Genomic DNA, 21,846 nt, shown 5'->3' on the forward strand with positions numbered 1-21,846 from the left:
CACAATGCCATTGTCGCAAGATGATGTGCCCGCGCCAAGCTGCAGTTTCAGGCTTGTTTGCCGGTGCATTGGCTGACCCCAGGTTTTTCATTCTGACGCAAGGATGGCATGGCCCCAACGCCCGCACATCGCTGTTTGTCCCTGTGCCTCCTGCTCGCACTGAGTGGCCTGAGCCTGCCAGCCCGCGCGGTGGAGCTGGTGGTCGCCACCGTGAACAACGGCCACATGCTGACGCTGCAGCGCTTGACGCCCCAGTTCGAGCGCAGCCACCCGGGCGTGCGCGTGAAATGGGTCACGCTCGAAGAGAACGCTTTGCGCCAGCAGGTCACGCGCGACATCGCCACCCGAGCGGGACAATTCGACGTCATGACCATCGGCGGCTACGAGGCCACGGTCTGGAGCGGCCGTGGCTGGCTCAAGCCGATCACACCCTCGCGCGGCTACGAGGTCGATGACCTGCTGCCCATGATCCGGCAAGCCCTGTCGCACAAGGAGCAGCTTTACGCCCTGCCCTTTTACGGCGAAAGCGTCATGACCCTGGTGCGCACCGACCTGCTGCAGCAAGCCGGCGTCAGCCTGCCGCAGCGCCCCAGCTGGGAGCAGGTGGCGCAGGCCGCGGCCCGTCTGCACGACCCGGCCAAGGGTGTCTCGGGCATCTGCCTGCGGGGCAAGCCCGGTTGGGGCGAGAACATGCCCCTGATCGGCATCATGGCCAACACACACGGCGGCCAGTGGTTCGACATGGGCTGGCGGCCGCAACTCACCACGGCGCCCTGGCGCCAGGCCGTCACGCTCTACAGCGAGCTGCTGCGCAAGCACGGGCCGGCGGGCGCCCAGGCCAATGGCTTCAACGAGAACCTGGCGCTGTTCTCGCAAGGGCGCTGTGCGATCTGGGTGGACGCCACCGTGGCTGGCGCCTTCGTGAACCGGGCCGAGGAGTCCCGCGTGGCGGGCAAGGTCGGCTTCCTGCAGGCGCCGGTGGCCAGCACGCCCAAGGGCGCGCAGTGGTTGTGGACCTGGGCGCTGGCCATCCCGGCCAGTTCGACCAAGGCAGCGGCGGCCCAGGCTTTCATCGAGTGGGCGACCTCGCGGGAGTACACCGCGCTGGTGGCCCGCACCGAGGGCTGGAGCGCCGTGCCTTCCGGCACACGCCGCTCCACCTACGCCAATCCGGCCTTCCGCCAGGCCAACCCGCATGCGGAGGTCGAGTTGACCGCGCTGGCCGCTGCCGACCAGAACGACCCGACGCTGCCGCGCTCGCCCTACGTGGGCATCCAGTGGGTGGGCATCCCGGAGTTCCAGGCCATCGGGACGGTGGTCGGCCAGCAGATCAGCACCTTGCTGCAGCCGCAGCCGCCCAAGGTCGAGCAGGTGCTGGCGCAGGCCCAGCAGGCAGTGGAGCGCAAGATGCGCGAGGCTGGCTACATCAAGGAGGGCGTCAAGGACAGCGCCAAGGACTGATCAGGGCCGCGGCCCGGCAGGTGTGCACAGGGGCAGGCGCATCTCGGCACCCAGCACAGCCACATCGGCCAGAGGGTCCCACGCGAAGTGGGCCAGCATCGGCGCTTGCAAACGGGCCTGCAGCGTGGCGAGGTTGGCGGCCTGCTCGGGCATGTCGGCATCGACCACATTGGCCACCCAGCCGGCCAGGCGCAAGCCCCGCGCCAGGATGGCTTCTTGCGTCAGCAAGGCGTGGTTGAGGCAGCCCAGACGCAGGCCCACCACCAGCACGATGGGCAAAGCGAGGCGCTGGGCCAGGTCGGCGCTGGTCGCCCAGCCATCGTCGCCTGCCGAGGCATCGGCCGGGTCGGGCTCGCACAGCGGCACGATGAAGCCACCCGCGCCCTCCACCACGACCGCATCGGCATGCTGGCGCAAGGCGTGGAAGCTCGCTTCGATGTGGGACAGGTCGATGCGCTGGCCGTCGCGCCGCGCGGCGATGTGCGGCGACAGCGGGTCGGGCATCGCGTACGGGTTGTCGAAGGCGGGCGGCACGGCAAGGCTGGAAGCTGCGCGCAAGGCAGCCACGTCCTCGTTGAGCCAGTGGCCTGGATGGTTGTCTTGGCCATCCACCCAATCACACCCCGCAGCCACCGGCTTCATGCCGACCACGCGCGCATGGCCTGCCTGGCGCAAGGCGTGGATGAGGGCACAGCTCACGCGGGTCTTGCCCACGCCGGTGTCGGTGCCGGTGACGAAGAAGGCGGGATGGGGCATGGCGGGCTCGTTCTGGTGAAGCGGCTGGGCTGCTGACTGCGGGCTGCTGACTGCGGGCTGCTGAACCGCAGGCTCAGGCCATGGGCGCGGTCGCTGCGATCGCGTCCGGCACCGCGGTGTGCACCGGCAAGGCATCGACCTCGGCCAGCACCGCGTCCAGCACGGTCAACAGGCCGTCGGCGAGGAAGCGCTGGTCGTCCGGGCTCAGCACATAGGGCGGCATGACGTACAGCGTGTGCCCGATGGGGCGCAGCAGCAAGCCGGCATCGAGCGCGGCGCGGTGCATGCGCTGCGCGAAGGTGGGCTCGGTGGTGTCGCTGCGGACGTCGATGTCCCAGGCCCAGACCATGCCGATGTGGCGGTGCGCCTTCACGCGCGGGTGGCGGCGCAGCGGCTCGGTCAGGGCATGGAAATGCGCGGCGGCCTCGCGGTTGCGGGCCAACACGTCGAGGCCTTGGGCGTCGCGCGCGGCGAAGGTGTCGAGCACGGCCAGCGCGGCCCGGCAGGCCAGCGGGTTGCCGGTGTAGGAGTGCGAGTGCAGGAAGCCATGCACGGTGCGGTCGTCCCAGAAGGCCTGGAAGACGGCATCGGTGGTGAGCACGGCCGACAGCGGCATCACACCGCCGGTCAGGCCCTTGCTCAGGCAGATGAAGTCGGGCTTGACGGCCACACCATCGGGTCCGATGGCTTGCTGGTGCGCGAACAGCGTGCCCGTGCGGCCAAAGCCCACGGCGATCTCGTCGGCGATCCAGTGCACCTGGTGCTGGTCGCACAGGCGTCGCACGGCCACGAGGTAGGCCGGGTCGTGCATGGCCATGCCGGCCGCGCCCTGCACCAAAGGCTCCAGGATGATGGCCGCGGTTTCGTGCGCGTGTTCGGCCAGGTGGGCGGCCAGCGCGTCGATGCAATCCTGCAGATGCTGTTCGGGCGACACCCCCGGCGCGGCACGGCGCGGGTCGGGCGAGGGCAGCGTGGCGCTCAGGCGCAGCAGCGGCGCATAGGCTTCGCGGAACAGCGGGATGTCGGTGACGGAGAGCGCCCCGGCCGTCTCACCGTGGTAGCCGCCTTCCAGCCCGATGAAGCGGTGCTTGCAGCCCAAGCCGCGGTTGCGCCAGCTGTGCGCGCTCATCTTCAGCGCGATCTCGGTGGCGCTGGCGCCATCGCTGGCGTAAAACGCATGGCCCAGGCCGGTGAGCTGGCCCAGGCGCTCGGACAACTCGACCACCGGCGGGTGCGTGAGCCCGGCCAGCATGATGTGGTCCACGCGGCCGAGCTGGTCGGTGATCGCCTCGCGGATGGGCGCGAAGCCGTGGCCGAACAGGTTCACCCACCACGAGCTGACGGCGTCCAGGATGCGGTGGCCGGCGTCGTCCACCAACCAGGGCCCTTCGGCCGAGACGATGGCGCGAGGCGGCAGCTGCGCGTGCTGCTTCATCTGCGTGCAAGGGTGCCAGACGGCCTGGCGGCTGCGTTCGGACCAGTTCATGGCGGTGCTGAGCGCTGTGCGCGGCGTTCAGGCCGCAGCGCCGTGGTCGGGGCCTGGGCGGTATTCACAGCGGTCACCGGCCGCGCGCGACACCACCACCGCGCTGACCTGCGGGATCTGCTGGCGGGCCCGCTCGTGGATGAACACGCAGAGGTTCTCCAGCGTGGGCGCGCCCAGGCCGGCCACTTCGTCGAGGAAGTGGTGGTCGAGCTGGTTGCGGATGCCGGCGATCACGGCGCGCAGCTCGGCCAGGTCCACCACCATGCCGGAGTCGGCCTGGCGCTCACCCCGCACGATGACCTCGGCCGTGTAGGTGTGACCGTGGATGCGGCGGCTGCCGGCGGCCTCCTCGGGCGAGACCTGACGCTTGAGCGTGTGGGCGGCATCGAAAGCAAAGGTCTGGCTCAACTCGAACATCGGAGGGTCCTCACAGCGAGGGGATCAGGAAGGTGAAACAACTGGGGGCAGGCGTCAGGCAGAGCCTCAGGCCACGCTTCAGCGGATGCCCAGGGATTTGTGCGTCTGCACGCTCAGCAGCCAATCGGGGTGGTCCAGGCACCATTGCACGGCCCAGGCCGCCGCGTGTTGACGGGCCGCAGCATCGGCGCTGTCCATGGCCTGCACGCGGCGCTGGCCGAACTGCCACGACGACATCGCCTGCAAGTCGGCCTCGCTGAAACCGGCTTGCGGCACCACCACTTTCAGCTCATGGCCCGAAGTCTGCACCACGGTCGAGCCGGCCTTGGGGCTGACGCAGACCCAGTCCAGGCCCGCCGGTGCGGCGATGGTGCCATTGGTCTCCACCGCGATCAGGAAGCCCTCGGCGTGCAGGGCGTCGATCAGGTCGGCATCGACTTGCAGCAGCGGCTCGCCGCCGGTCAGCACCACGAAGCGCTGGCCCTTTCGGCCGGCCCCTGTGTCGGGCCAGAAGCTGGCGATGCGCACGGCCAAGGCCTCGGCGTGCTCGAACTTGCCGCCGCCCAGGCCATCGGTGCCGACGAAATCGGTGTCGCAGAAACGGCAGACGGCCGTGGCGCGATCGGCCTCGCGGCCGGACCAGAGGTTGCAGCCCGCAAATCGGCAGAACACCGCCGGGCGGCCGGCGTGCGTGCCTTCGCCCTGCAGGGTGTAGAACATTTCCTTGACGCTGTAGCTCACGCTGCCCACTCCTGAAGACTCACCGCAACCCGGTCCACCAAACGGTCAGCGCCGAGGCCAGCACCAGGCCGGCGTACGTCGCCATGGCCCCGTCGCGGCCCATCACCAGCAGCCCGATCACCAGCGCGGCCACGTTCAGCACCGCGCACCAGCGCACCTGGCGCCACCACCCGGCCGACTTCAGCGCCTGCCACCACACCACGCGCGCCAGGGCCGGCACCAGGACGGCCATGGCCAACGCCGGCAGCAAGAAATTCAACAGGTGGCTGAGAAATTGACCCACATCATGGGCGATCGGCTGCAGGAAAGCCCCGCGCCGACCGATGAGCAAAGGCATGATTTTATAATCAATGACCATGACCGTCCTGACCCTGGGCTTGAACCACCACACTGCCGCCGTTGACCTGCGCGGCAGATTCGCATTCGCGGTGGAGCAACTCAGTCCCGCCCTGCGCCAGTTGCACGAGCGCCTGGCCTCGCCGCACGGGTCGACGCACGCGGCCAGCGCCCAGCCCGAAGTCGCCCTGCTGTCCACCTGCAACCGCACCGAGCTGTACTGCGCGCCGGGCGGCCTGGGCGCCTCGGCAGGGGCCTCCGCCCGCGATGTGCGCCATGCCGCCATCGCGTGGCTGGCCCAGGTCGGTCAGGTCAGCCAGGAAGAATTGCTGCGCCACACCTACCTGCTCGAAGACGGGCAAGCGGCCCGCCACGCCTTCCGCGTCGCCAGCGGCTTGGACTCCATGGTGCTGGGCGAGCCGCAAATCCTCGGCCAGATGAAGCAGGCTGTGCGCGAGGCCGACACCGCCGGCACCCTGGGCACGACCCTGCACCAACTCTTCCAGCGTGGCTTCGCCGTGGCCAAGGAGGTGCGCACCTCCACCGAAATCGGCGCGCATTCCATCAGCATGGCCGCGGCCGCCGTGCGCCTGGCCGGCGAGCTCTTCGAAGACCTGGGCCGCACCCGCGTGCTCTTTGTGGGCGCTGGCGAAATGATCGAGCTCACCGCCACGCACTTCGCCGCCCGCACGCCGCGCGCCATGGCCGTGGCCAACCGCACCCTGGAGCGCGGCGAGAAGCTCGCCACCCACCTCGGCGCCCAGGCCATCCGCCTGGCCGACCTGCCCGAGCGCCTCCACGAGTTCGACGTCGTCGTCTCCTGCACCGCCAGCACCCTGCCCATCATCGGCCTGGGCGCGGTCGAGCGCGCACTCAAGGCCCGCAAGCGCCGCCCCATGTTCATGGTGGACCTGGCCGTGCCGCGCGACATCGAACCCGAAGTGGCGCGCCTGGGCGACGTCTATCTCTACACCGTCGATGACCTCTCCGCCCTGGTGCAAACCGCCAGCGAGAAGCGCCAGGCCGCCGTCGCCCAGGCCGAGGCCATCATCGAAACCGGCGTGCAAGGCTTCGTGAGCTGGCTGGACCAGCGCACCACCGTGCCCCTCATCCAGGCCCTGCACACCCAGGCCGACGCCTGGCGCGCCACCGAAATCGCCCGCGCCCGCAAGCTGCTGGCCAAGGGCGAAGACGTCGAAGCCGTGCTGGACGCCCTCTCGCGCGGCCTCACGCAAAAGATGCTGCACGGCGCCCTGGCCGAGCTGCACAGCGCCGACACCCGCCACCGCCCCCAGGTGGCCGCCTCGCTGTCGCGCCTCTTCCTGCGCGGCGACCTGGCGCCCCTGGCCCCGCCCCGCCAGCCCCGCTCCCCGGCAGACGAGCCCGAGGACCTCGCGTGAGCCTGCAGCTCGCGCCCGCCCTGGCTTCATCGCTCGACCGCCTGGCCCGCCGCCTGCAAGAGCTCGACGCGGCCCTGTCCGACCCCGCCATCGCCGCCGACAACCGGCGCTTCCGCGAGCTCTCGCGCGAACACGCCGAGCTCAGCGGCGTCTGTGAGCTCGCGCGCCGCCACACCCAGCGCGACGCCGACCTCGCCACCGCCCGCCAGATGCTGGACGAGGCCGGCAACGATGCGGACATGCGCGCCATGGCCCAGGAAGAAATCGCCTCAGCCGAAGCCGACCTCGACGCCCTCGTCGCCCAGCTGCAAACCGCCCTGCTGCCGCGTGACCCGGACGACGCCCGCCCCGCCTTCGTCGAGATCCGCGCGGGCACCGGCGGCGACGAATCCGCCCTCTTCGCAGCCGACCTGGCCCGCATGTACACCCGCTTCGCCGAGCGCCGCGGCTGGGCCAGCGAAGTGATGTCGGCCAGCGAATCCGACCTGGGCGGCTACAAGGAAGTCGTCATCCGCATCGCAGGGCCGCAGGCCTACGGCCAGCTCAAGTTCGAGTCCGGCGGCCACCGCGTGCAGCGCGTGCCCGTCACCGAAACGCAAGGCCGCATCCACACCAGCGCCTGCACCGTGGCCGTGCTGCCCGAGCCCGACGAGGCAGAAGCCGTCAAGCTCAACCCGGCCGACCTGCGCATCGACACCTTCCGCGCCAGCGGCGCCGGCGGCCAGCACATCAACAAGACGGATTCGGCCGTGCGCGTCGTGCACCTGCCCACCGGCATCGTCGCCGAATGCCAGGACGGCCGCAGCCAGCACAGCAACAAGGCCAAGGCCCTGCAGGTGCTGCAAGCCCGCATCCAGGAAAAAGAGCGCAGCGAGCGCGCCGCCAAGGAAGCCGCCACCCGCAAGGGCCTGATCGGCACGGGCGACCGCTCCGACCGCATCCGCACCTACAACTTCCCGCAGGGCCGTCTGACCGACCACCGCATCAACCTCACGCTCTACAAACTGGGCCAGGTGATGGAAGGCGAACTCGACGACGTCGTGGCCGCGCTGGTCTCGGCCCAGGCCGCCGAACAACTCGCCGAACTGGAGGCCGCCAGTGGCGTCTGACGCATCCCGCCCGATGACCACGCCGACCACCGTCGCCCAGGCCCTGCAGCACGCCCGCGAAGCCGGTCTGGCGCGCCTGGACGCCCAGCGCATCGTCGGCGGCGCGCTGGGGCGCACACACGCCTGGCTGCTCGCCCACGACACCGACGGCCTGGCCGAAGCCGACGCCCAACGCATCGCCACGCTCGTGGCCCGGCGCGCCGCCGGCGAGCCCCTGGCCTACCTGCACGGCGACCAGGAGTTCTTCGGCCTGAACCTGCACGTCACGCCCGACGTGCTCATCCCCCGGCCCGACACCGAAACCCTGGTCCACTGGGCCCTGGATGTGCTGCCTGCCGACCGGCCCTGCCGCGTGGCCGACCTGGGCACCGGCAGCGGCGCCATCGCCCTGGCCATCGCCTCGCAGCGTCCCCTGGCCGAGGTCACGGCCGTCGATCTGTCGGATGCCGCCCTGGCCGTGGCGCGCGGCAATGCCCAGGCGCTCGGCCTGACCCAGGTGCGCTTTGCCGCCGGCAGCTGGCTGGCACCCCTGGCCGGCCAGCGCTTCGACCTGATCGTCAGCAACCCGCCCTACATCGCCGAGGGCGATCCCCACCTGCCCGCCCTGCGCTTCGAGCCCATCACGGCACTCACTGCCGGGCGCGACGGCCTGTCCGACCTGCGCCAGATCGTCGCCCAGGCCGGTGGGCATATTCACGGAAATGGCCACTTGCTGTTGGAGCATGGTCACGACCAGGCCGAAGCCGCGGCGCAACTGCTGCGCGATGCCGGCTTCACCGATGTGAGCACACGCTTCGATTTCGGAGGCCAAACCCGCTGCACAGGCGGTCGTTGGCGCGGCTGAACCCCTCGGGAAACTGCCCTTCTGACCGGGCTTTGGATGGGGCAAATTGGACATCCCCCGCCTTTCACAGCGTGAAACAACCCTGACGAAGGCACACATCTCTGAAGCACAAGCTCAGCCCGGCCCCGTAGCATGAAGTCGTTCTCCAGGAGCGCACCATGTGCCCATCGACCCGCACCGCCACACCCGCCACGTTCGCCAGTTCCGCGGCCCTGCACCCCACCCGCGCGGCCCGCATCGCCATGCTGGCCGGCATCCTGTGCAGCGCCGTGAGCGTGCAGGCGCAGATGGTGCCGCGCGACGAGCACTTCCTGCACCAGGGCCAGACCTCCGGCGTGACCGCCGTGCGCGTGCGCTGGGGCCATGCCCCAGCGGCGGCGGACATGCGCGGACAAGGCCTGGCGCTCAAAGGCCAGACGTCATGGCCGCGCTGGGAAGGCCGCATCGGCGCCGTCATCGACCGCCCCATCAACCCGCTGCGCGACAGCTTCGTGCTGGCCCAACCCATGCAGGCCGGCCTCCAAATGCGCAGCATGCACGTGCTCTCCGACTACTACGTCGAAGGCGGCTTCCGCGCCACGGTCGGCCTGGTCAGCGGCGAGGCCGGACAAGCCTGGTGGTCCAGTGGCGACAATGGCGGCGGCCTCAACCTCAGCCTGCAGCACATCGACAGCCTGGGCGCGCCCGTTGGCCTCGGCCAGCAGCGCGGCCTGACCCTGCCCCAGCCCAATGCCTACGTCGGTGCCGGCTACAGCACCCGCCTGAGCAACCCGCAGCAAAATGCCGTCTGGCGCTTCAACGCCGACTTCGGCCTCATCAACACCAGCGGCGCCAATGGCACGAGCCTGTCCAGCATCCTGCAAGGCGACCGCTCACTGGACGAAGCCTTGCGCACCCTGCGCATGCGCCCCGTGATCAAGGTGTCCCTGGGCTACGCTTTCTGACAACGCCGATGGGGATGATGGCCGAGACCGCCGCGCACGCGCCTCAGGCCTGATATAACCGGGCCTGTTGATTTTTTCGAAGAAGCACCAGCCATGAGCGACGTTCAGCAGCGCATCGACGCCCTTGTCAAAGGCCACAAAGTGGTCCTGTTCATGAAGGGCACTGCCCAGTTCCCGCAATGCGGCTTTTCCGGCCGCGCCATCCAGATCCTCAAGGCCTGTGGCGTCCAGGACATCACGACCGTGAACGTGCTGGAAGACGAAGGCATCCGCCAGGGCATCAAGGCTTACGCCAACTGGCCCACCATCCCCCAGCTCTACGTCAACGGCGAGTTCGTCGGCGGCTCCGACATCATGATGGAGATGTACCAGGCTGGCGAGCTGCAGCAAGAACTGGCCAAGTGAGCCAGGCGTGCCGCCTGTGACCCCGCCCCGCACCCGCCGCCTCATCGTCGGCATCACGGGCGCCAGCGGTGCGCTCTACGGCGTGCGCCTGCTGCAGCGCGCACGCACGCTGGGCATTGACACCCACCTGGTGGCCACGCCTGCGGGCATCCTCAACGTCCACCACGAGATGGGCCTGAGCCGCTCCGAGCTCGAAGCGCTGGCCACGCAGGCCCATGCGCCAGGCGACGTCGGCGCCTGCATCGCCAGCGGCAGTTTCACGACCGACGCCATGGTGATCGCCCCTTGCTCGATGAAAACGCTGGCCTCCGTGGCCCACGGTTTCGGCGACAACCTGCTCACCCGCGCGGCCGACGTCACCCTCAAGGAACGCCGCCGCCTGGTGCTGATGGTGCGCGAAACGCCCTTCAACCTGGCCCACCTGCGCAACATGACGGCCGTCACCGAGATGGGCGGCATCGTCTTCCCGCCGCTGCCGGCTTTCTACCACCGGCCGCAAACCATCGAGCAGCTCATCGACGACACCGTCGAGCGCGTGCTGGCCGTCTTGCAGATGGAAGCCGCCCGGCCCACCGAATGGCAAGGGCTGTGAGCCGCTGAGGCTTGCAGCACAAACGGCTCAGCGCCGTACCGCCATCGTCACAGTCCCGGCATCGGCCACCTGCGTGCCGCCCTCCGGCAGCTTCCAGCCGCGCCAGGCGGCCGTGACCATGTTGGGGTACTCGGCCCGCCCGCGGCTGCCGTTGTAGCGGCCCAGGGCCAGGAACAGGTTGCCCCGCTCCACATCGAGGTAGTGCCGCAGGATCACGCAACCGAAGCGGATGTTGGTCTGCATGTGGAAGAGGCTGGCCGGGTCGCCCGTGCCGATGGTGCGCGACCAGAACGGCATGATCTGCATGTAGCCGCGCGCGCCCACCGAAGAAATCGCGTACTTGCGAAAGCCGCTTTCCACCTGGATCAGTCCCAGCACCAGGCCGGGCTCCAGGCCCGCGCGCTTGGCCTCGTAACAGACGGTCTGCAGGAATTCTCGGCGCACCAGCTCTTCGGGCTTGCGCTTGAGCAGCTTGGCCTCCAGGGACACCGCCCAGCCTTCGCACTGTTGGCGTTGCGCGGCGTCGGCAAACACCAGCACCGGCTCGGTCCGGCCGATCGCGGCCGACAGGGCCGTGCGCACCGAATCGGCCAAAGGCTCCTCGACCTGGGCACCGGCCCAGGCCGCACCCGACACGACAGCGCACACCCCAGCGGCCGTGGCACACACCGCCGCGGCCAGCCAGGCTCTCACCCGGCCACCGAGGCGACGGTCAACAGCGAAAGGCGAAAGCGTGTCCATGGTCCGCTACATTAGCGCAACGCTGTGACAGTCATCCGGCGATTTGCAGGCGAGACAGCAGGTGGTTCAGGACTTCCGTCACGGGCACCTTCGCCGCTTCGGCATCCTGACGCCCTTGGTATTCGGCCAGGCCTTCTTTCAGGCCCTTGTCACCGAACACCACGCGGTGCGGCACGCCGATCAGCTCCCAGTCGGCGAACATGGCACCGGGGCGCTCACCGCGGTCGTCGAGGATCACGTCCACGCCCTTGGCCAGCAGTTGCGCGTGCAGTTCGTCGGCGGCGGCTTTGACAGCTTCTGAGCGGTCGTAGCCCACCGGGCAGATCACCACGGTGAAAGGCGCGATGGCCTCCGGCCAGACGATGCCGCGCTCGTCGTGGCGCTGCTCGATGGCCGCGCCCAGGATGCGCGTGATGCCAATGCCGTAGCAACCCATCTCGAAATGCTTGGGCTTGCCATCGACATCCAGGAAGGTCGCGTTCATGGCCTTGGAATACTTCGTGCCCAGGTAGAACACGTGGCCGACTTCGATGCCGCGCTGGATGGCCAACACGCCCTGGCCGTCGGGAGACGGGTCGCCTTCGACGACGTTGCGGATGTCGGCGATCAGGTCAGGCTCGGGCAGGTCACGGCCCCAGTTCACGCCGCGGAGGTGGAAGCCCGCGTCGTTGGCACCGCAGACGAAATCGGCCATGTTCGCCACCGTGCGGTCGGCGATCACCTTGACGGGCTGGGCCAGCTTGACCGGGCCCAGGTAGCCCGGCTGGGTGCCGAAGTGCGCGACGATTTCCTTTTCGGTGGCGAAGCGGAAGCCGGCCTTCAAGCCGGTGCCATCGGGCAACTGCACCTTGCCGGCCTTGACCTCGTTGAGCTCGTGGTCGCCACGCACCAGGAACAGCCAGACCGTGCTCTCGACGATCTCGCCCTTGTCGTTGGTCTCGTCGGTGGCCAGCACCAGGGACTTGACCGTCTGCGACAGCGGCAGGCCCAGCAGCTCGGCCACATCGCCACAGGTGCTCTTGCCGGGCGTCGTCACCTTCTCCATGGCCTGCGACGCTGCACCACGCTGCGCGATCAGGCTCACGGCTTCGGCCAGCTCGATGTTGGCGGCGTAGTCGCTGGTGGGGCAATAGACGATGGCGTCTTCGCCCGTGTCGGCGATCACCTGGAACTCGTGCGAGCGGTCGCCCCCGATGGCGCCGGTGTCGGCGGCCACGGCGCGGAACTGCAGGCCCAGGCGCTGAAAGATGCGGCTGTAGGCGGCGAACATGCCGTCGTAGGTCTTGCCGGCGCTCTCGACGTCGCGGTCGAAGGAGTAGGCGTCCTTCATCGTGAACTCGCGGCCGCGCATGATGCCGAAGCGCGGGCGGCGCTCGTCGCGGAACTTGGTCTGGATCTGGTAGAAATTCTTGGGCAGCTGGCGGTAGCTGCGCAGCTCCTGGCGCGCGATGTCGGTGACGACCTCTTCGGCGGTGGGCTGGATGACGAAGTCGCGGTCGTGGCGGTCCTTGAAGCGCAGCAGCTCGTCGCCCATCTTCTCGAAGCGGCCGGTTTCCTGCCACAGCTCGGCCGGCTGCACCACGGGCATGACCAGCTCGACGCAACCTGCCTTGTTCAGCTCATCGCGGACGATGTTCTCGACCTTGCGGATGGTGCGCAGGCCCATGGGCATGTAGTTGTACAGGCCCGCGCCCAGCTTCTTGATGAAGCCCGCGCGCGTCATCAGCTTGTGGCTGACGATTTCTGCGTCTGCAGGGGCTTCCTTGAGGGTCGAAATGAAGAACTGTGAGGCTTTCATGGCAGAAAAAAAGTGCACCGCTCAGGTGAGGCCTTGACAAACGCCTCAGGGTCTAGGCGTTTCGGCTCAGCGGTGCAATAATGAAACCAGTTGAAAATTTGGAGTTGATTATGCTCGACCGGGAAGGCTTCCGCCCCAACGTCGGCATCATCCTGCTCAATCACCGGAACCAGGTATTTTGGGGCAAACGCATCCGCACCCATTCCTGGCAATTCCCGCAAGGCGGCATCAAGCATGGTGAGTCGCCCGAGCAGGCGATGTTCCGCGAGCTCCACGAAGAAGTGGGCTTGCTGCCCGACCACGTGCGCATCGTCGCGCGCACCCGGGACTGGCTGCGCTATGAGGTGCCGATGCACTTCATCCGCAAGGATGCGCGCGGCCACTACAAAGGCCAGAAGCAGATCTGGTTCCTGCTGCAGCTCACCGGGCGTGACTGCGACATGAACCTGCGCGCCACCAGCCACCCGGAGTTCGACGCCTGGCGTTGGCACGAGTACTGGGTGCCGCTGGACACCGTCATCGAGTTCAAACGCGACGTCTATCAGCTGGCGCTGTCGGAGCTGGCGCGCTTCCTGCCGAAGCCGCAAGGCCAGCTCAACCGCTTCTTGCGGGGCGGCATGCGGGGTGTGCGCCAGGACGCAGAAGCCTCCATGGAGGGCAGCGGCGACTCGCCGTACTGACCTGGTCGGACACCGGTTGCGAATGGCCGTGAAAAAGGGCTCCCGCGGGAGCCCTTTGCTTTGTCTGCGCCAGCCGGGTCAGCTTGCCCCGGCCAGTGCACACCTCAGTCGATTTCGGCCTTGGACGCGCATTCGGCGTCAGAGGCGTTGATGCTGCAGCGCGCGCGTTTGATGATGTTCAGGCCCTGCTTGTTGTAGAGGCCTTGCTTGGCGATCTCGATGCGCGACTCGCGGAACATCAGCACGTACTTGGGCACGGCTTCCACGGGCAGGTCCTGCCACATGGCAGCGGGGATGCCGTTTTCGGCGGCCTTGATGAGGCGCAGCGCGTTGTCGAACTTGGTCAGCCAGTACTGGCGCGAGGCCTCGCCGAAGCCCTCGGGGAACTTGGCCTTGTTGATGACCATCTGCACCGTCGGGATCATGATGGGCAAGCGACCGATGCCGCCGGTTGCGCCGATGCCCTTGTAGAGCTCGAAGGGCTTGAAGGCCACGGCAGGCAGGGTGACCATGTCAACGAAGCCGTTGTTGAACTTCGGACCGATGTTGGTGACGTCCACCGAGACGGGTTGCGCGCCGATGCGCTGGATCATCACGCCCTGGGCCTTGTCGTAGTCGAAGGCCGCGATCTTCTTGCCCGAGAGGGCTTCGACGGAGTTGATCTTGCGGTCACGCACCATCGGGTAGGCCGCGCCCAGCGGGAAGATGCCGCCGATTTCGTAGTTGCCCTCGACCATCAGCTTGCCGGCCTTGGGGTCGGCGAAAACCTGGATGACCTTGCGCACCACCTCGTAGCTGGCGTCGATGTCCACCTTGCCGCCCTTGACGATGGTGGTGGCGCCGATGCTGTCGAGCGAACCCGCGACGTTGTTGAACTGGCGGGTGCGGAAGCCGGTGGCGATGACGCCATCGCACTGGCCGGCGCGGAAGTCCTCGATGGCCACGCGCTCATCGACGTAGCTCTTGAGTTCGATGTCGGCGCCGTGCTTTTGCATGGCGATGGCGTAGTCGGTGGCCTGGGCATAGACGTCGCCCGTCTTGCCGGCCACGTCCCAGACGCAGACCAGGGTCTTGGCCTGGACGGCCGAGGAGGCGCCGAAAGCGGTGATCAGGGCAGAGGCAGCCAGGGCCAGCGGCTTGAGGCAGGCCAGGGTGCGGTTTTTCAAGGACATGGGGACTCCTGGGAGGGGTCGGATGGACAAGGAACGGGGTCAAGCGCCGCAGCGCAGGTCCGTCTTTTTAACGTCTTGCGCCGGGTCCTGCTGGACAGGCAAAACCCTTGGAACCCCCATCAGGGGGTGCTTCGGGCGGCTTGAACGCCAGCGCCCATCATGCCGTCAGTTGTCGCCGCTGCACGCCATGTTGCAAAAAGTGACAACAGGATTGTCCTGATTTCACCCCACCACGAGGTTGTCGCGGTGGATCATCTCGGGCTCGTTGGTGAACCCCAGTTGGGCCTCGATCTCGTTGGAGGCCTTGCGCACCAGCAGGCGCGCCTCGCTGCTGGCGTAGTTGGCCAAGCCGCGGGCGATGTCCTGGCCGCGCAGGTCGCGCACGGCGATGACGTCGCCGCGGTGGAACTCGCCTTGCACCTCGATCATGCCGATGGGCAGCAGGCTGGCCCCGCCCTCGCGCAGGCGAGCGGCGGCACCCTCGTCCACCACCACGGCGCCGCGCAGTTGCAGGTGGTCGGCCATCCAGTTCTTGCGGGCGGTCAGCTTGGCCGTGGCCGCCATGAACAGCGAGCCGATGGACTCGCCCTGGGTCAGGCGCACCAGCACGTCCGGCTCGCGGCCCCAGGCGATGACGGTGGAGGCACCGCTGCGCGCCGCGCGCTTGGCGGCCAGCACCTTGGTGATCATGCCGCCCGTGCCCACGCCGGAACCCGCACCACCGGCCATCTGTTCGAGCAGGGGGTCGCCCGCGGTGCAGACGTCGATGAAGCGAGCGGCCGGGTCCTTGCGCGGGTCGGCGCTGTAGAGGCCCTTCTGGTCGGTCAGGATGACCAGGGCATCGGCCTCGACCAGGTTGGCCACCAGAGCGCCCAGGGTGTCGTTGTCGCCGAACTTGATTTCGTCGGTGACGACGGTGTCGTTCTCGTTGATGACCGGCACCACCTTGTGCGACAGCAGGGTCAGCAGCGTGGTGCGGGCATTGAGGTAGCGCTCGCGGTCGGCCAGGTCGGCGTGCGTCAGCAGCACCTGGGCGCTGCCCATGCCGTGCGAGCGCAACTGGGTCTCGTACATCTGCGCCAGGCCCATCTGGCCAACGGCGGCAGCGGCCTGCAGCTCGTGGAGCTCCTTGGGGCGCGTGGCCCAGCCCAGGCGCTTCATGCCTTCGGCGATGGCGCCGCTGGAGACCATGATGACCTCGCGCCCGTCGGCAGCCAGGGCGGCCATCTGACGACACCAGGTGCCGATCGCGTCCGCATCGACGCCCTTGCCTTCGTTGGTGACCAGGCTGGAGCCCACCTTCACAACGATGCGGCGGGCGTGCTGGAGGACCTGGTTCATGCGCGGGCGGCCTTCTTGGCGACAGCCTTCTTGGCTGGGGCTTTCTTCGCTGCGACTTTCCTGGGTGGCGCTTTCTTGGCCGCGACCTTCGGAGTGGCGGCCTTCTTCAGTGCCACCTTCTTCACTGCCACCTTCTTTGCAGCCACGTTCTTCACGGCGGGCACGGTCTTGGCCGTTGCCTTCTTGGCCACGGCTTTCTTCACCGCAGCTTTCTTCACCGCGACCTTCTTCGCGGCCACGGGCTTGGGCGCCGCCTTCTTCACCGCCGCCTTCTTCACCGCCGCCTTCTTCACGGCGACTGCTTTCTTGGCTGCCGCCTCTTTGGCGGGGGCCTTCTTCGCTGCGGCCTTCTTCGCTGCGACCTTCTTCGCTGCGACCTTCGTTGCTGCAACCTTCTTGGCCGGAGCTTTCTTCGCCACCACTTTCTTGGCTACTTTCTTGGCAGCCACCTTGGCCTTGGCCCCGCGCGGCTTCACCAAGGCTTCGATGTCATCGTCATAAGCCACGCCGGCGCGGGCCAGCAGGTCGGTGGCCATGGGCAGGCTGTCTGCCAGATCGAAGCGGACGTCGGTCTCGACGTGGTGCTCCTGCATGGAGGCCACGTGCTGGTAGATCGTCTGCACGAGCTTTTCGCAGCCTTCGCGGGTCAGTGCCGAAATCTGGAACACCGGGCCCTTCCAGCCATAGCGGCGCACGAAATCCACCACCTTGGCCACGCGCTCTTCTTCAGGGATCATGTCCAGCTTGTTGAGCACCACCCAGCGCGGCTTGTGGTAGAGCTCTTCGTCGTAGATCTTGAGTTCGTTGACGATGGCGCGGGCCTGCTTGACCGGATCGACATCGTCGAACGGTGCCAGGTCCACGACGTGCAGCAGCACGCGGGTGCGCTGCAGGTGGCGCAGGAAGAGGTGGCCCAGGCCAGCGCCTTCAGAGGCCCCCTCGATCAGGCCCGGGATGTCGGCCACCACGAAGCTCTTCTCGGGGCCGACGCGCACCACGCCCAGGTTGGGGTGCAGCGTGGTGAAGGGGTAGTCGGCGATCTTCGGGCGGGCGTTGGAGATGGCCGTGATCAGCGTGGACTTGCCGGCATTGGGCATGCCCAGCAGGCCGACGTCGGCCAGCACGCGCAGCTCCAGCCGGAGCTTGAAGAGCTCGCCGGGCCAACCCGGGGTCTTCTTGCGCGGGGCACGGTTGGTCGGGGTTTTGTAGTGCAGGTTGCCGAAGCCGCCGTCGCCGCCCTTGGCGAGCAGGCGCTTTTCGCCGTGCTCCAGCAGCTCCATCATCACTTCGCCGGTTTCGAAGTTGCGGATGATGGTGCCCACGGGCATGCGCAGGGTGATGTCGGGACCGGCCGCGCCGAACTGGTCGGAGCCGCGGCCCTGCTCGCCGTTGCGCGCTTCGTGGCGGCGGGCATAGCGGTAGTCGATCAGGGTGTTGATGTTGCGGTCGGCCACGACATAGACATGACCGCCGCGCCCGCCGTCGCCGCCATTGGGGCCGCCAAAGGGGATGAATTTCTCGCGACGGAAGCTGATGCAACCGCTGCCGCCGTTGCCGGCGGCCACATCGATGGTGGCTTCATCAACGAATTTCATGGGGCGTCCTGATCGAGGGGTGCCAGCGGCACGGAAGGCACGGAGGGCACAAAGAGCACGGAAGGTGCGGGTTCGGCGAGCGACATTATCGGCGCTCGTGGCACGGCCCGATGGGTCTGGCGCCAGCCGAGAAAGGCAAATCGAAAAAACAAAAGCCCCGGAGGACCGGGGCTTCGTGGGTCGGCAACACCAGCGAGGCGCTGCCGACGGGTGATGCAAGCATCAGACCGGGGTGACGACCACGGTCTTGCGGTTCAGCGAGCCCTTGACGGCGAAGGACACCGTGCCGTCCACCAGCGCGAACAGGCTGTGGTCGCGGCCCATGCCGACGTTGGGACCCGCATGGAAGCGGGTGCCACGTTGGCGAACGATGATCGAGCCTGCGGGGACCACTTGGCCGCCAAAGACCTTCACACCCAGCATCTTGGGTTGGGAATCACGGCCGTTCCGCGTGGAACCGCCGCCTTTTTTCTGTGCCATGGATTTTCTCCTGAGGGACTAGATTGAGGACGAACGGGCGGATCAGGCGTTCACGGAGCTGATTTCCAGCTCGGTGTAGTTCTGACGGTGGCCCTGGCGCTTCTGGTAGTGCTTGCGACGGCGCATCTTGAAGATGCGGACCTTGTCGTGCCGACCTTGCGACAGAACGGTTGCCTTGACAGTTGCGCCAGCCACCAAGGGCGTGCCCACCGTGAGTTCAGCGCCGGAGCCGACTGCCAGAACCTGGTCGATCACGATCTCTTGGCCAACGTCCGCAGCAATCTGTTCTACTTTAATTTTTTCGCCGGCAGCAACTTTGTATTGCTTACCACCGGTTTTTATGACCGCGTACATGTTGAGACCTTTCAAAAAAGAGCTTGTGCCTCCACCCAAAGTGCCTCGAAGGTGACAGCCATCATCTTCTGACTTGCGTCAGAAAAACGCACACTGGCACCCAAGGCGCTCTAAGCGAAGCTCTCCACTTTAGCCGGGCCTGATGATGCTGTCAAGTTCGGGCCATCTTGCGCGCCGGGAGCCCCCCAGCCGAAGAAGCGCACCACCTCCTCGCGCTTGGCGAGGGCGTCGGTGAAGCCGAGGTGGATCAGCTCCCGCGTGAACGAGGATTCGAACAGCAGGTAGCTGGCCAGGGCCGTGCCGCGGGCGCTTTTGCCCCGACCGTACACGCCCACGGCACGCAGCATGCCGCGCACAGCGGGCGGCAGCGCCCAGAGGTGGCGCGCGGCGATGTCGTCGATGCGCTGGCTGGGCGCGATCACCAGGATGTCCACCGGGCGCAGCGACGTCTGGGCGCGCTGCTCGGGCGTGAGCAGACCCAGCGTGTGGTTGACGCGCTGCATGCGCTCGATGTCCACGGCCAGGGCGTCCAGGAAGATGCTGGACATCGCGTGGCCGGCGATCTGCGCCAGGTTGGGGTACTCGGCCGCCGTCTGGCGCGGGGCCTGGGGTTCGTGCAGGCGCCCTGCCCCGATCACGAGGATGCGGTCGGCGCCCAGGTGGATGGCCGGCGACATGGGCGCGGCCTGGCGCATCGCGCCGTCGCCGCAGTAGTGCGCGCCATCGTTGACGCCGAGCTTGACCGAGGGAAAAACGAAAGGGATGGCCGAGGACGCCATGAGGTGGTCCAGGCTCAGGCTGTCGCGCACGCTGATGCGCTGCGAGCGCGACCAGGGCTCGATGGGTTCGGCGCTGTCATAGAACGTGACGTGCTCGCCGGTGGTGTAGCTCGATGCCGTGACGGCGACGGCGTCCAGGTGGCCCTTGGCCATCATCTCGGGGATGCGGTCGATGCTGAACAGGTGGGGCAGCAGCTCCCGCAGGGGTTCGTTGTCGAGCAAGGAGCGCGGGCGGGCGCGGCGCCAGCGGGCCAGCGCCCAGCCCAGCGAGAACAGGGTGAGCCATTGCGCCCCGCTGCGGATGACGCCGAAGGAGTCGGAGCGGTACACCTGCTCGGTGCGGAAGTCCCGCCAGACCTCGATCATGGCGCGCAGGGCCAGGTCGTAGTGGTCGGCGCGACTGGCCAGGGCCATGCCGTTGATGGCGCCAGCCGAGGTGCCGCAGATGATGCGGAATGGGCTGCCGCGGAGTTTTTCACCTGCGTCGCGCCGGATGAGTTGCAAGGCCTGCAACACGCCCACCTGGTAGGCGGCGCGCGCGCCACCGCCGGTAAGGATGAGGGCGGTCTTCCCGGCGCTGCTCATGGCCCCGTCCGCCTCACCAGCCGCAAGCCGTGTCGGCCTCGGGCTGGCCCAGGCGATAGACCTCGCGCAGGGTTTCCCAGGCCTCGTCGGCGGTTTCGACGTAGCGGAAGAGGTGCACATCCTCCGGGCTGATCATGCCGGTCTCCACGAGGTGCTCGAAGTTGATGAGTTTGGTCCAGAAGGCGCGGCCGAACAGCAGCACGGGGCGCTTGCGGCACTTGCCGGTCTGGATGAGGGTGAGCGTCTCGAAAAGCTCATCGAGCGTGCCGAAGCCGCCTGGGAAGCACACCAGCGCCACCGAGCGCATCAGGAAGTGCATCTTGCGCAGCGCGAAGTAGTGGAACTGGAAGCACAGGCGCGGCGTGATGTAGGGGTTGGGCTCCTGCTCGTGGGGCAGCACGATGTTGAGGCCCAGGCTCTTGCCACCGACCTCGTGCGCGCCGCGGTTGCCCGCTTCCATCACGCCCGGGCCACCGCCGGTGACCACGTAGATGGGGTTGTCCAGCTGCGCGGAGTGCTCGGTGACGAGGCTGGCAAAACGCCGTGCCTCTTCGTAATAGCGCGACATCTCGACGTGGCGCTTGGCCGCGCGGATGGCTTGCTCGCGCGCGCTGCCCGGTGGCAAGGCCTCGGCCTCGTCCAGGTGGGCATGGGCCACATCGGCGGGCTGGATGCGGGCGCTGCCGAACACCACGATGGTGGATTCGATGCCTTCCTCGCGCTGCACCATCTCGGGCTTGAGCAGCTCCAGCTGCATGCGCACCGGGCGCAGGTCGGCGTTGAGCAGGAAGTCGGTGTCGGTGAAGGCGAGCTGGTAGCTGCTGTCAGGGCCGTTGTACAGGCTGGTCTTGGCCGCATTGCGGGCGTCCTGGACGGCGGTCGGGAAATTGCGTTCCAGCAGCTCTTTGGGGTTGTTCATGTCGCAGCGGTTCTGAAGTCGTGGCACCAGTATGGGGCGGCTGCGCAGGGCGGCAGACCGCGAATAGGGGCCGGAAAGCGCGGGAATCGGACGCTCTAGGACGCTCTCAGGCGCTCTCGGGCGCTCAGCGCGGGCCGCACACCGGGCAGGCCGGGTCGCGCTTGGCGCGCAGCCGCGTCCATGACCAGTCCCGGCCGTCCAGCATGAGCAACTGACCCGCCAGGCTGGTGTGCCCGGCCAGCGTGTCGGTGACGCCAGGTGCGCCCTGCCCGGCCAGCAGCTTGAGTGCCTCACCGGCCTGCATCACGCCCATCAGCCCGACCACGGGCGCGAACACACCCAGCAAGGCGCAGCGGGTTTCTTCGGGCGGCGCGTCAGGGGGGAACAGGCAGGCGTAGCAAGGGCTGTCGGCGCGGCGCGGGTCGAACACGCTGATCTGGCCGTCCCAACGCAGGGCCGAGGCCGTGACCAGCGGCACGCCCGCGCGCCAGGCCAGGCGGTTGATGAGCTGGCGGGTGGCGAAGGTGTCGGTGCAGTCCAGGACCACGTCGGCCTGTGGCAGCAGTTCGGTCAGCAGGGCCTCGTCGGCGGCCTGGGCCACAGCCTGCACCTGCACCCCGGGGTTGATCGCGGTCATGGCGGCGCGGGCCGAATCGACCTTGGGCTGGCCGATGCGCTCGGTGCTGTGCGCGATCTGGCGCTGCAGGTTGGAGAGCTCGACCGTGTCAGGGTCGATCACGGTGATGCGCCCGACCCCGGCAGACGCCAGGTAGAGCAAGGCCGGGGCTCCCAGGCCGCCGGCACCGATGACCACGGCGTGCGCGGCCAGCAGCCGCTCCTGGGCGGCCTCGGGCCAGTCGTCCAGCAGCAGGTGCCGGCTGTAGCGCAGTTGCTGGGCGTCGTCCACGCCG

22 protein-coding genes and 1 pseudogene are annotated in these 21,846 nt (G+C 68.0%); 8 read left to right on the forward strand and 15 right to left on the reverse strand.

The window, feature by feature from the left end; genetic code table 11:
• Positions 1–108 precede the first annotated feature (108 nt).
• Positions 109–1,461: an ABC transporter substrate-binding protein gene (locus EV672_RS05730; RefSeq protein WP_133607124.1), complete on the forward strand. Its 1,353-nt coding sequence runs from the start codon at positions 109–111 to the stop codon at positions 1,459–1,461.
• On the opposite strand, the gene bioD is transcribed toward EV672_RS05730, so the two are convergent.
• From bioD to EV672_RS05755, 5 genes are all read right to left on the reverse strand, one after another.
• Positions 1,462–2,217 carry a dethiobiotin synthase gene (gene bioD, locus EV672_RS05735; RefSeq protein ID WP_133607126.1) on the reverse strand — a complete coding sequence of 252 codons (756 nt, stop codon included), beginning with the start codon at positions 2,215–2,217 and terminating at the stop codon, positions 1,462–1,464. It lies immediately after the preceding gene.
• A gap of 73 nt (positions 2,218–2,290) precedes the next feature.
• Positions 2,291–3,703 carry an adenosylmethionine--8-amino-7-oxononanoate transaminase gene (gene bioA / locus EV672_RS05740; RefSeq protein ID WP_133607128.1) on the reverse strand — a complete coding sequence of 471 codons (1,413 nt, stop codon included), beginning with the start codon at positions 3,701–3,703 and terminating at the stop codon, positions 2,291–2,293.
• 27 nt (positions 3,704–3,730) lie between these two features.
• Positions 3,731–4,120: a 6-pyruvoyl trahydropterin synthase family protein gene (locus tag EV672_RS05745; protein WP_133607130.1), complete on the reverse strand. Its 390-nt coding sequence runs from the start codon at positions 4,118–4,120 to the stop codon at positions 3,731–3,733.
• Between the two features lie 78 nt (positions 4,121–4,198).
• Positions 4,199–4,861, reverse strand: a complete 663-nt coding sequence (gene queE / locus EV672_RS05750) for a 7-carboxy-7-deazaguanine synthase (RefSeq protein WP_133607132.1) — start codon at positions 4,859–4,861, stop codon at positions 4,199–4,201.
• Positions 4,862–4,880: 19 nt separating this feature from the next.
• A complete protein-coding gene (locus tag EV672_RS05755; RefSeq protein ID WP_243738545.1) occupies positions 4,881–5,219 on the reverse strand; it encodes a hypothetical protein in 339 nt (112 codons plus the stop codon).
• Here EV672_RS05755 and hemA point away from each other — a divergent pair.
• From hemA to EV672_RS05785, 6 genes are all read left to right on the forward strand, one after another.
• On the forward strand, positions 5,218–6,597 hold the full coding sequence (hemA, locus tag EV672_RS05760) for a glutamyl-tRNA reductase (protein WP_133607134.1): 1,380 nt from the start codon (positions 5,218–5,220) through the stop codon (positions 6,595–6,597). The genes EV672_RS05755 and hemA overlap by 2 nt on opposite strands.
• A 2-nt stretch (positions 6,598–6,599) precedes the next feature.
• Positions 6,600–7,706: a peptide chain release factor 1 gene (gene prfA / locus EV672_RS05765; RefSeq protein ID WP_133607403.1), complete on the forward strand. Its 1,107-nt coding sequence runs from the start codon at positions 6,600–6,602 to the stop codon at positions 7,704–7,706.
• Between the two features lie 13 nt (positions 7,707–7,719).
• Positions 7,720–8,550: a peptide chain release factor N(5)-glutamine methyltransferase gene (prmC, locus tag EV672_RS05770; protein WP_133607136.1), complete on the forward strand. Its 831-nt coding sequence runs from the start codon at positions 7,720–7,722 to the stop codon at positions 8,548–8,550.
• Positions 8,551–8,708: 158 nt separating this feature from the next.
• The gene (locus EV672_RS05775; protein WP_133607138.1) at positions 8,709–9,494 is read left to right on the forward strand and encodes a hypothetical protein; all 786 of its coding nucleotides are present in this window, start codon (positions 8,709–8,711) and stop codon (positions 9,492–9,494) included.
• 93 nt (positions 9,495–9,587) lie between these two features.
• Positions 9,588–9,899 carry a Grx4 family monothiol glutaredoxin gene (gene grxD, locus EV672_RS05780; RefSeq protein ID WP_133607140.1) on the forward strand — a complete coding sequence of 104 codons (312 nt, stop codon included), beginning with the start codon at positions 9,588–9,590 and terminating at the stop codon, positions 9,897–9,899.
• A 7-nt stretch (positions 9,900–9,906) separates the two neighbouring features.
• Entirely contained in the window at positions 9,907–10,491 is a 585-nt protein-coding gene (locus EV672_RS05785; protein ID WP_424923116.1) for a UbiX family flavin prenyltransferase, read from the forward strand.
• A 27-nt stretch (positions 10,492–10,518) separates the two neighbouring features.
• On the opposite strand, the gene EV672_RS05790 is transcribed toward EV672_RS05785, so the two are convergent.
• On the reverse strand, positions 10,519–11,232 hold the full coding sequence (locus tag EV672_RS05790; protein WP_133607142.1) for a lytic transglycosylase domain-containing protein: 714 nt from the start codon (positions 11,230–11,232) through the stop codon (positions 10,519–10,521).
• A 31-nt stretch (positions 11,233–11,263) separates the two neighbouring features.
• Positions 11,264–13,030, reverse strand: a complete 1,767-nt coding sequence (locus EV672_RS05795; protein WP_133607144.1) for a proline--tRNA ligase — start codon at positions 13,028–13,030, stop codon at positions 11,264–11,266.
• 110 nt (positions 13,031–13,140) lie between these two features.
• Here EV672_RS05795 and EV672_RS05800 point away from each other — a divergent pair, with 110 nt between their 5' ends.
• Positions 13,141–13,710, forward strand: coding sequence for an RNA pyrophosphohydrolase (locus tag EV672_RS05800; RefSeq protein ID WP_133607146.1), 570 nt, complete (start codon positions 13,141–13,143; stop codon positions 13,708–13,710).
• Between the two features lie 104 nt (positions 13,711–13,814).
• On the opposite strand, the gene EV672_RS05805 is transcribed toward EV672_RS05800, so the two are convergent.
• The 8 genes and pseudogenes from EV672_RS05805 to EV672_RS05845 all read right to left on the reverse strand — a co-directional run bounded on the left by EV672_RS05805 (position 13,815) and on the right by EV672_RS05845 (position 21,842).
• On the reverse strand, positions 13,815–14,882 hold the full coding sequence (locus EV672_RS05805; RefSeq protein ID WP_243738546.1) for a putative solute-binding protein: 1,068 nt from the start codon (positions 14,880–14,882) through the stop codon (positions 13,815–13,817).
• A 222-nt stretch (positions 14,883–15,104) separates the two neighbouring features.
• Positions 15,105–16,223, reverse strand: a complete 1,119-nt coding sequence (proB, locus tag EV672_RS05810; protein WP_133607148.1) for a glutamate 5-kinase — start codon at positions 16,221–16,223, stop codon at positions 15,105–15,107.
• 488 nt (positions 16,224–16,711) lie between these two features.
• Positions 16,712–17,818 (reverse strand): annotated as a pseudogene (cgtA, locus tag EV672_RS19285) (Obg family GTPase CgtA); the annotation flags it as partial.
• A gap of 222 nt (positions 17,819–18,040) precedes the next feature.
• Positions 18,041–18,298 carry a 50S ribosomal protein L27 gene (gene rpmA, locus EV672_RS05825; protein WP_133607150.1) on the reverse strand — a complete coding sequence of 86 codons (258 nt, stop codon included), beginning with the start codon at positions 18,296–18,298 and terminating at the stop codon, positions 18,041–18,043.
• Positions 18,299–18,340: 42 nt separating this feature from the next.
• Positions 18,341–18,652, reverse strand: coding sequence for a 50S ribosomal protein L21 (rplU, locus tag EV672_RS05830; protein ID WP_133607152.1), 312 nt, complete (start codon positions 18,650–18,652; stop codon positions 18,341–18,343).
• 110 nt (positions 18,653–18,762) lie between these two features.
• On the reverse strand, positions 18,763–20,016 hold the full coding sequence (locus EV672_RS05835; RefSeq protein WP_133607154.1) for a patatin-like phospholipase family protein: 1,254 nt from the start codon (positions 20,014–20,016) through the stop codon (positions 18,763–18,765).
• Positions 20,017–20,029: 13 nt separating this feature from the next.
• Positions 20,030–20,935 (reverse strand): LOG family protein, encoded by a 906-nt coding sequence (locus tag EV672_RS05840; protein ID WP_133607156.1) that lies wholly within the window; start codon positions 20,933–20,935, stop codon positions 20,030–20,032.
• Positions 20,936–21,059: 124 nt separating this feature from the next.
• Positions 21,060–21,842 (reverse strand): HesA/MoeB/ThiF family protein, encoded by a 783-nt coding sequence (locus EV672_RS05845; protein WP_133607158.1) that lies wholly within the window; start codon positions 21,840–21,842, stop codon positions 21,060–21,062.
• Between the last annotated feature and the right edge of the window lie 4 nt (positions 21,843–21,846).

Origin of the sequence: Aquabacterium commune, assembly GCF_004362855.1 — a bacterium.
GTDB lineage: Bacteria > Pseudomonadota > Gammaproteobacteria > Burkholderiales > Burkholderiaceae_C > Aquabacterium > Aquabacterium commune.

Excerpts from the sequence above, each read along its gene's own strand:
- bioA (WP_133607128.1), bottom strand. The coding sequence starts at position 3,703 with ATGAACTGGTCCGAACGCAGCCGCCAGGCCGTCTGGCACCCTTGCACG.
- EV672_RS05745 (WP_133607130.1), bottom strand. The coding sequence starts at position 4,120 with ATGTTCGAGTTGAGCCAGACCTTTGCTTTCGATGCCGCCCACACGCTC.
- grxD (WP_133607140.1), top strand. The coding sequence starts at position 9,588 with ATGAGCGACGTTCAGCAGCGCATCGACGCCCTTGTCAAAGGCCACAAA.
- rpmA (WP_133607150.1), bottom strand. The coding sequence starts at position 18,298 with ATGGCACAGAAAAAAGGCGGCGGTTCCACGCGGAACGGCCGTGATTCC.
- EV672_RS05755 (WP_243738545.1), bottom strand. The coding sequence starts at position 5,219 with ATGGTCATTGATTATAAAATCATGCCTTTGCTCATCGGTCGGCGCGGG.
- EV672_RS05805 (WP_243738546.1), bottom strand. The coding sequence starts at position 14,882 with ATGTCCTTGAAAAACCGCACCCTGGCCTGCCTCAAGCCGCTGGCCCTG.
- EV672_RS05795 (WP_133607144.1), bottom strand. The coding sequence starts at position 13,030 with ATGAAAGCCTCACAGTTCTTCATTTCGACCCTCAAGGAAGCCCCTGCA.
- EV672_RS05775 (WP_133607138.1), top strand. The coding sequence starts at position 8,709 with ATGTGCCCATCGACCCGCACCGCCACACCCGCCACGTTCGCCAGTTCC.
- rplU (WP_133607152.1), bottom strand. The coding sequence starts at position 18,652 with ATGTACGCGGTCATAAAAACCGGTGGTAAGCAATACAAAGTTGCTGCC.
- proB (WP_133607148.1), bottom strand. The coding sequence starts at position 16,223 with ATGAACCAGGTCCTCCAGCACGCCCGCCGCATCGTTGTGAAGGTGGGC.
- prmC (WP_133607136.1), top strand. The coding sequence starts at position 7,720 with ATGACCACGCCGACCACCGTCGCCCAGGCCCTGCAGCACGCCCGCGAA.
- hemA (WP_133607134.1), top strand. The coding sequence starts at position 5,218 with ATGACCGTCCTGACCCTGGGCTTGAACCACCACACTGCCGCCGTTGAC.
- EV672_RS05840 (WP_133607156.1), bottom strand. The coding sequence starts at position 20,935 with ATGAACAACCCCAAAGAGCTGCTGGAACGCAATTTCCCGACCGCCGTC.
- EV672_RS05730 (WP_133607124.1), top strand. The coding sequence starts at position 109 with ATGGCCCCAACGCCCGCACATCGCTGTTTGTCCCTGTGCCTCCTGCTC.
- EV672_RS05790 (WP_133607142.1), bottom strand. The coding sequence starts at position 11,232 with ATGGACACGCTTTCGCCTTTCGCTGTTGACCGTCGCCTCGGTGGCCGG.
- bioD (WP_133607126.1), bottom strand. The coding sequence starts at position 2,217 with ATGCCCCATCCCGCCTTCTTCGTCACCGGCACCGACACCGGCGTGGGC.
- EV672_RS05835 (WP_133607154.1), bottom strand. The coding sequence starts at position 20,016 with ATGAGCAGCGCCGGGAAGACCGCCCTCATCCTTACCGGCGGTGGCGCG.
- EV672_RS05800 (WP_133607146.1), top strand. The coding sequence starts at position 13,141 with ATGCTCGACCGGGAAGGCTTCCGCCCCAACGTCGGCATCATCCTGCTC.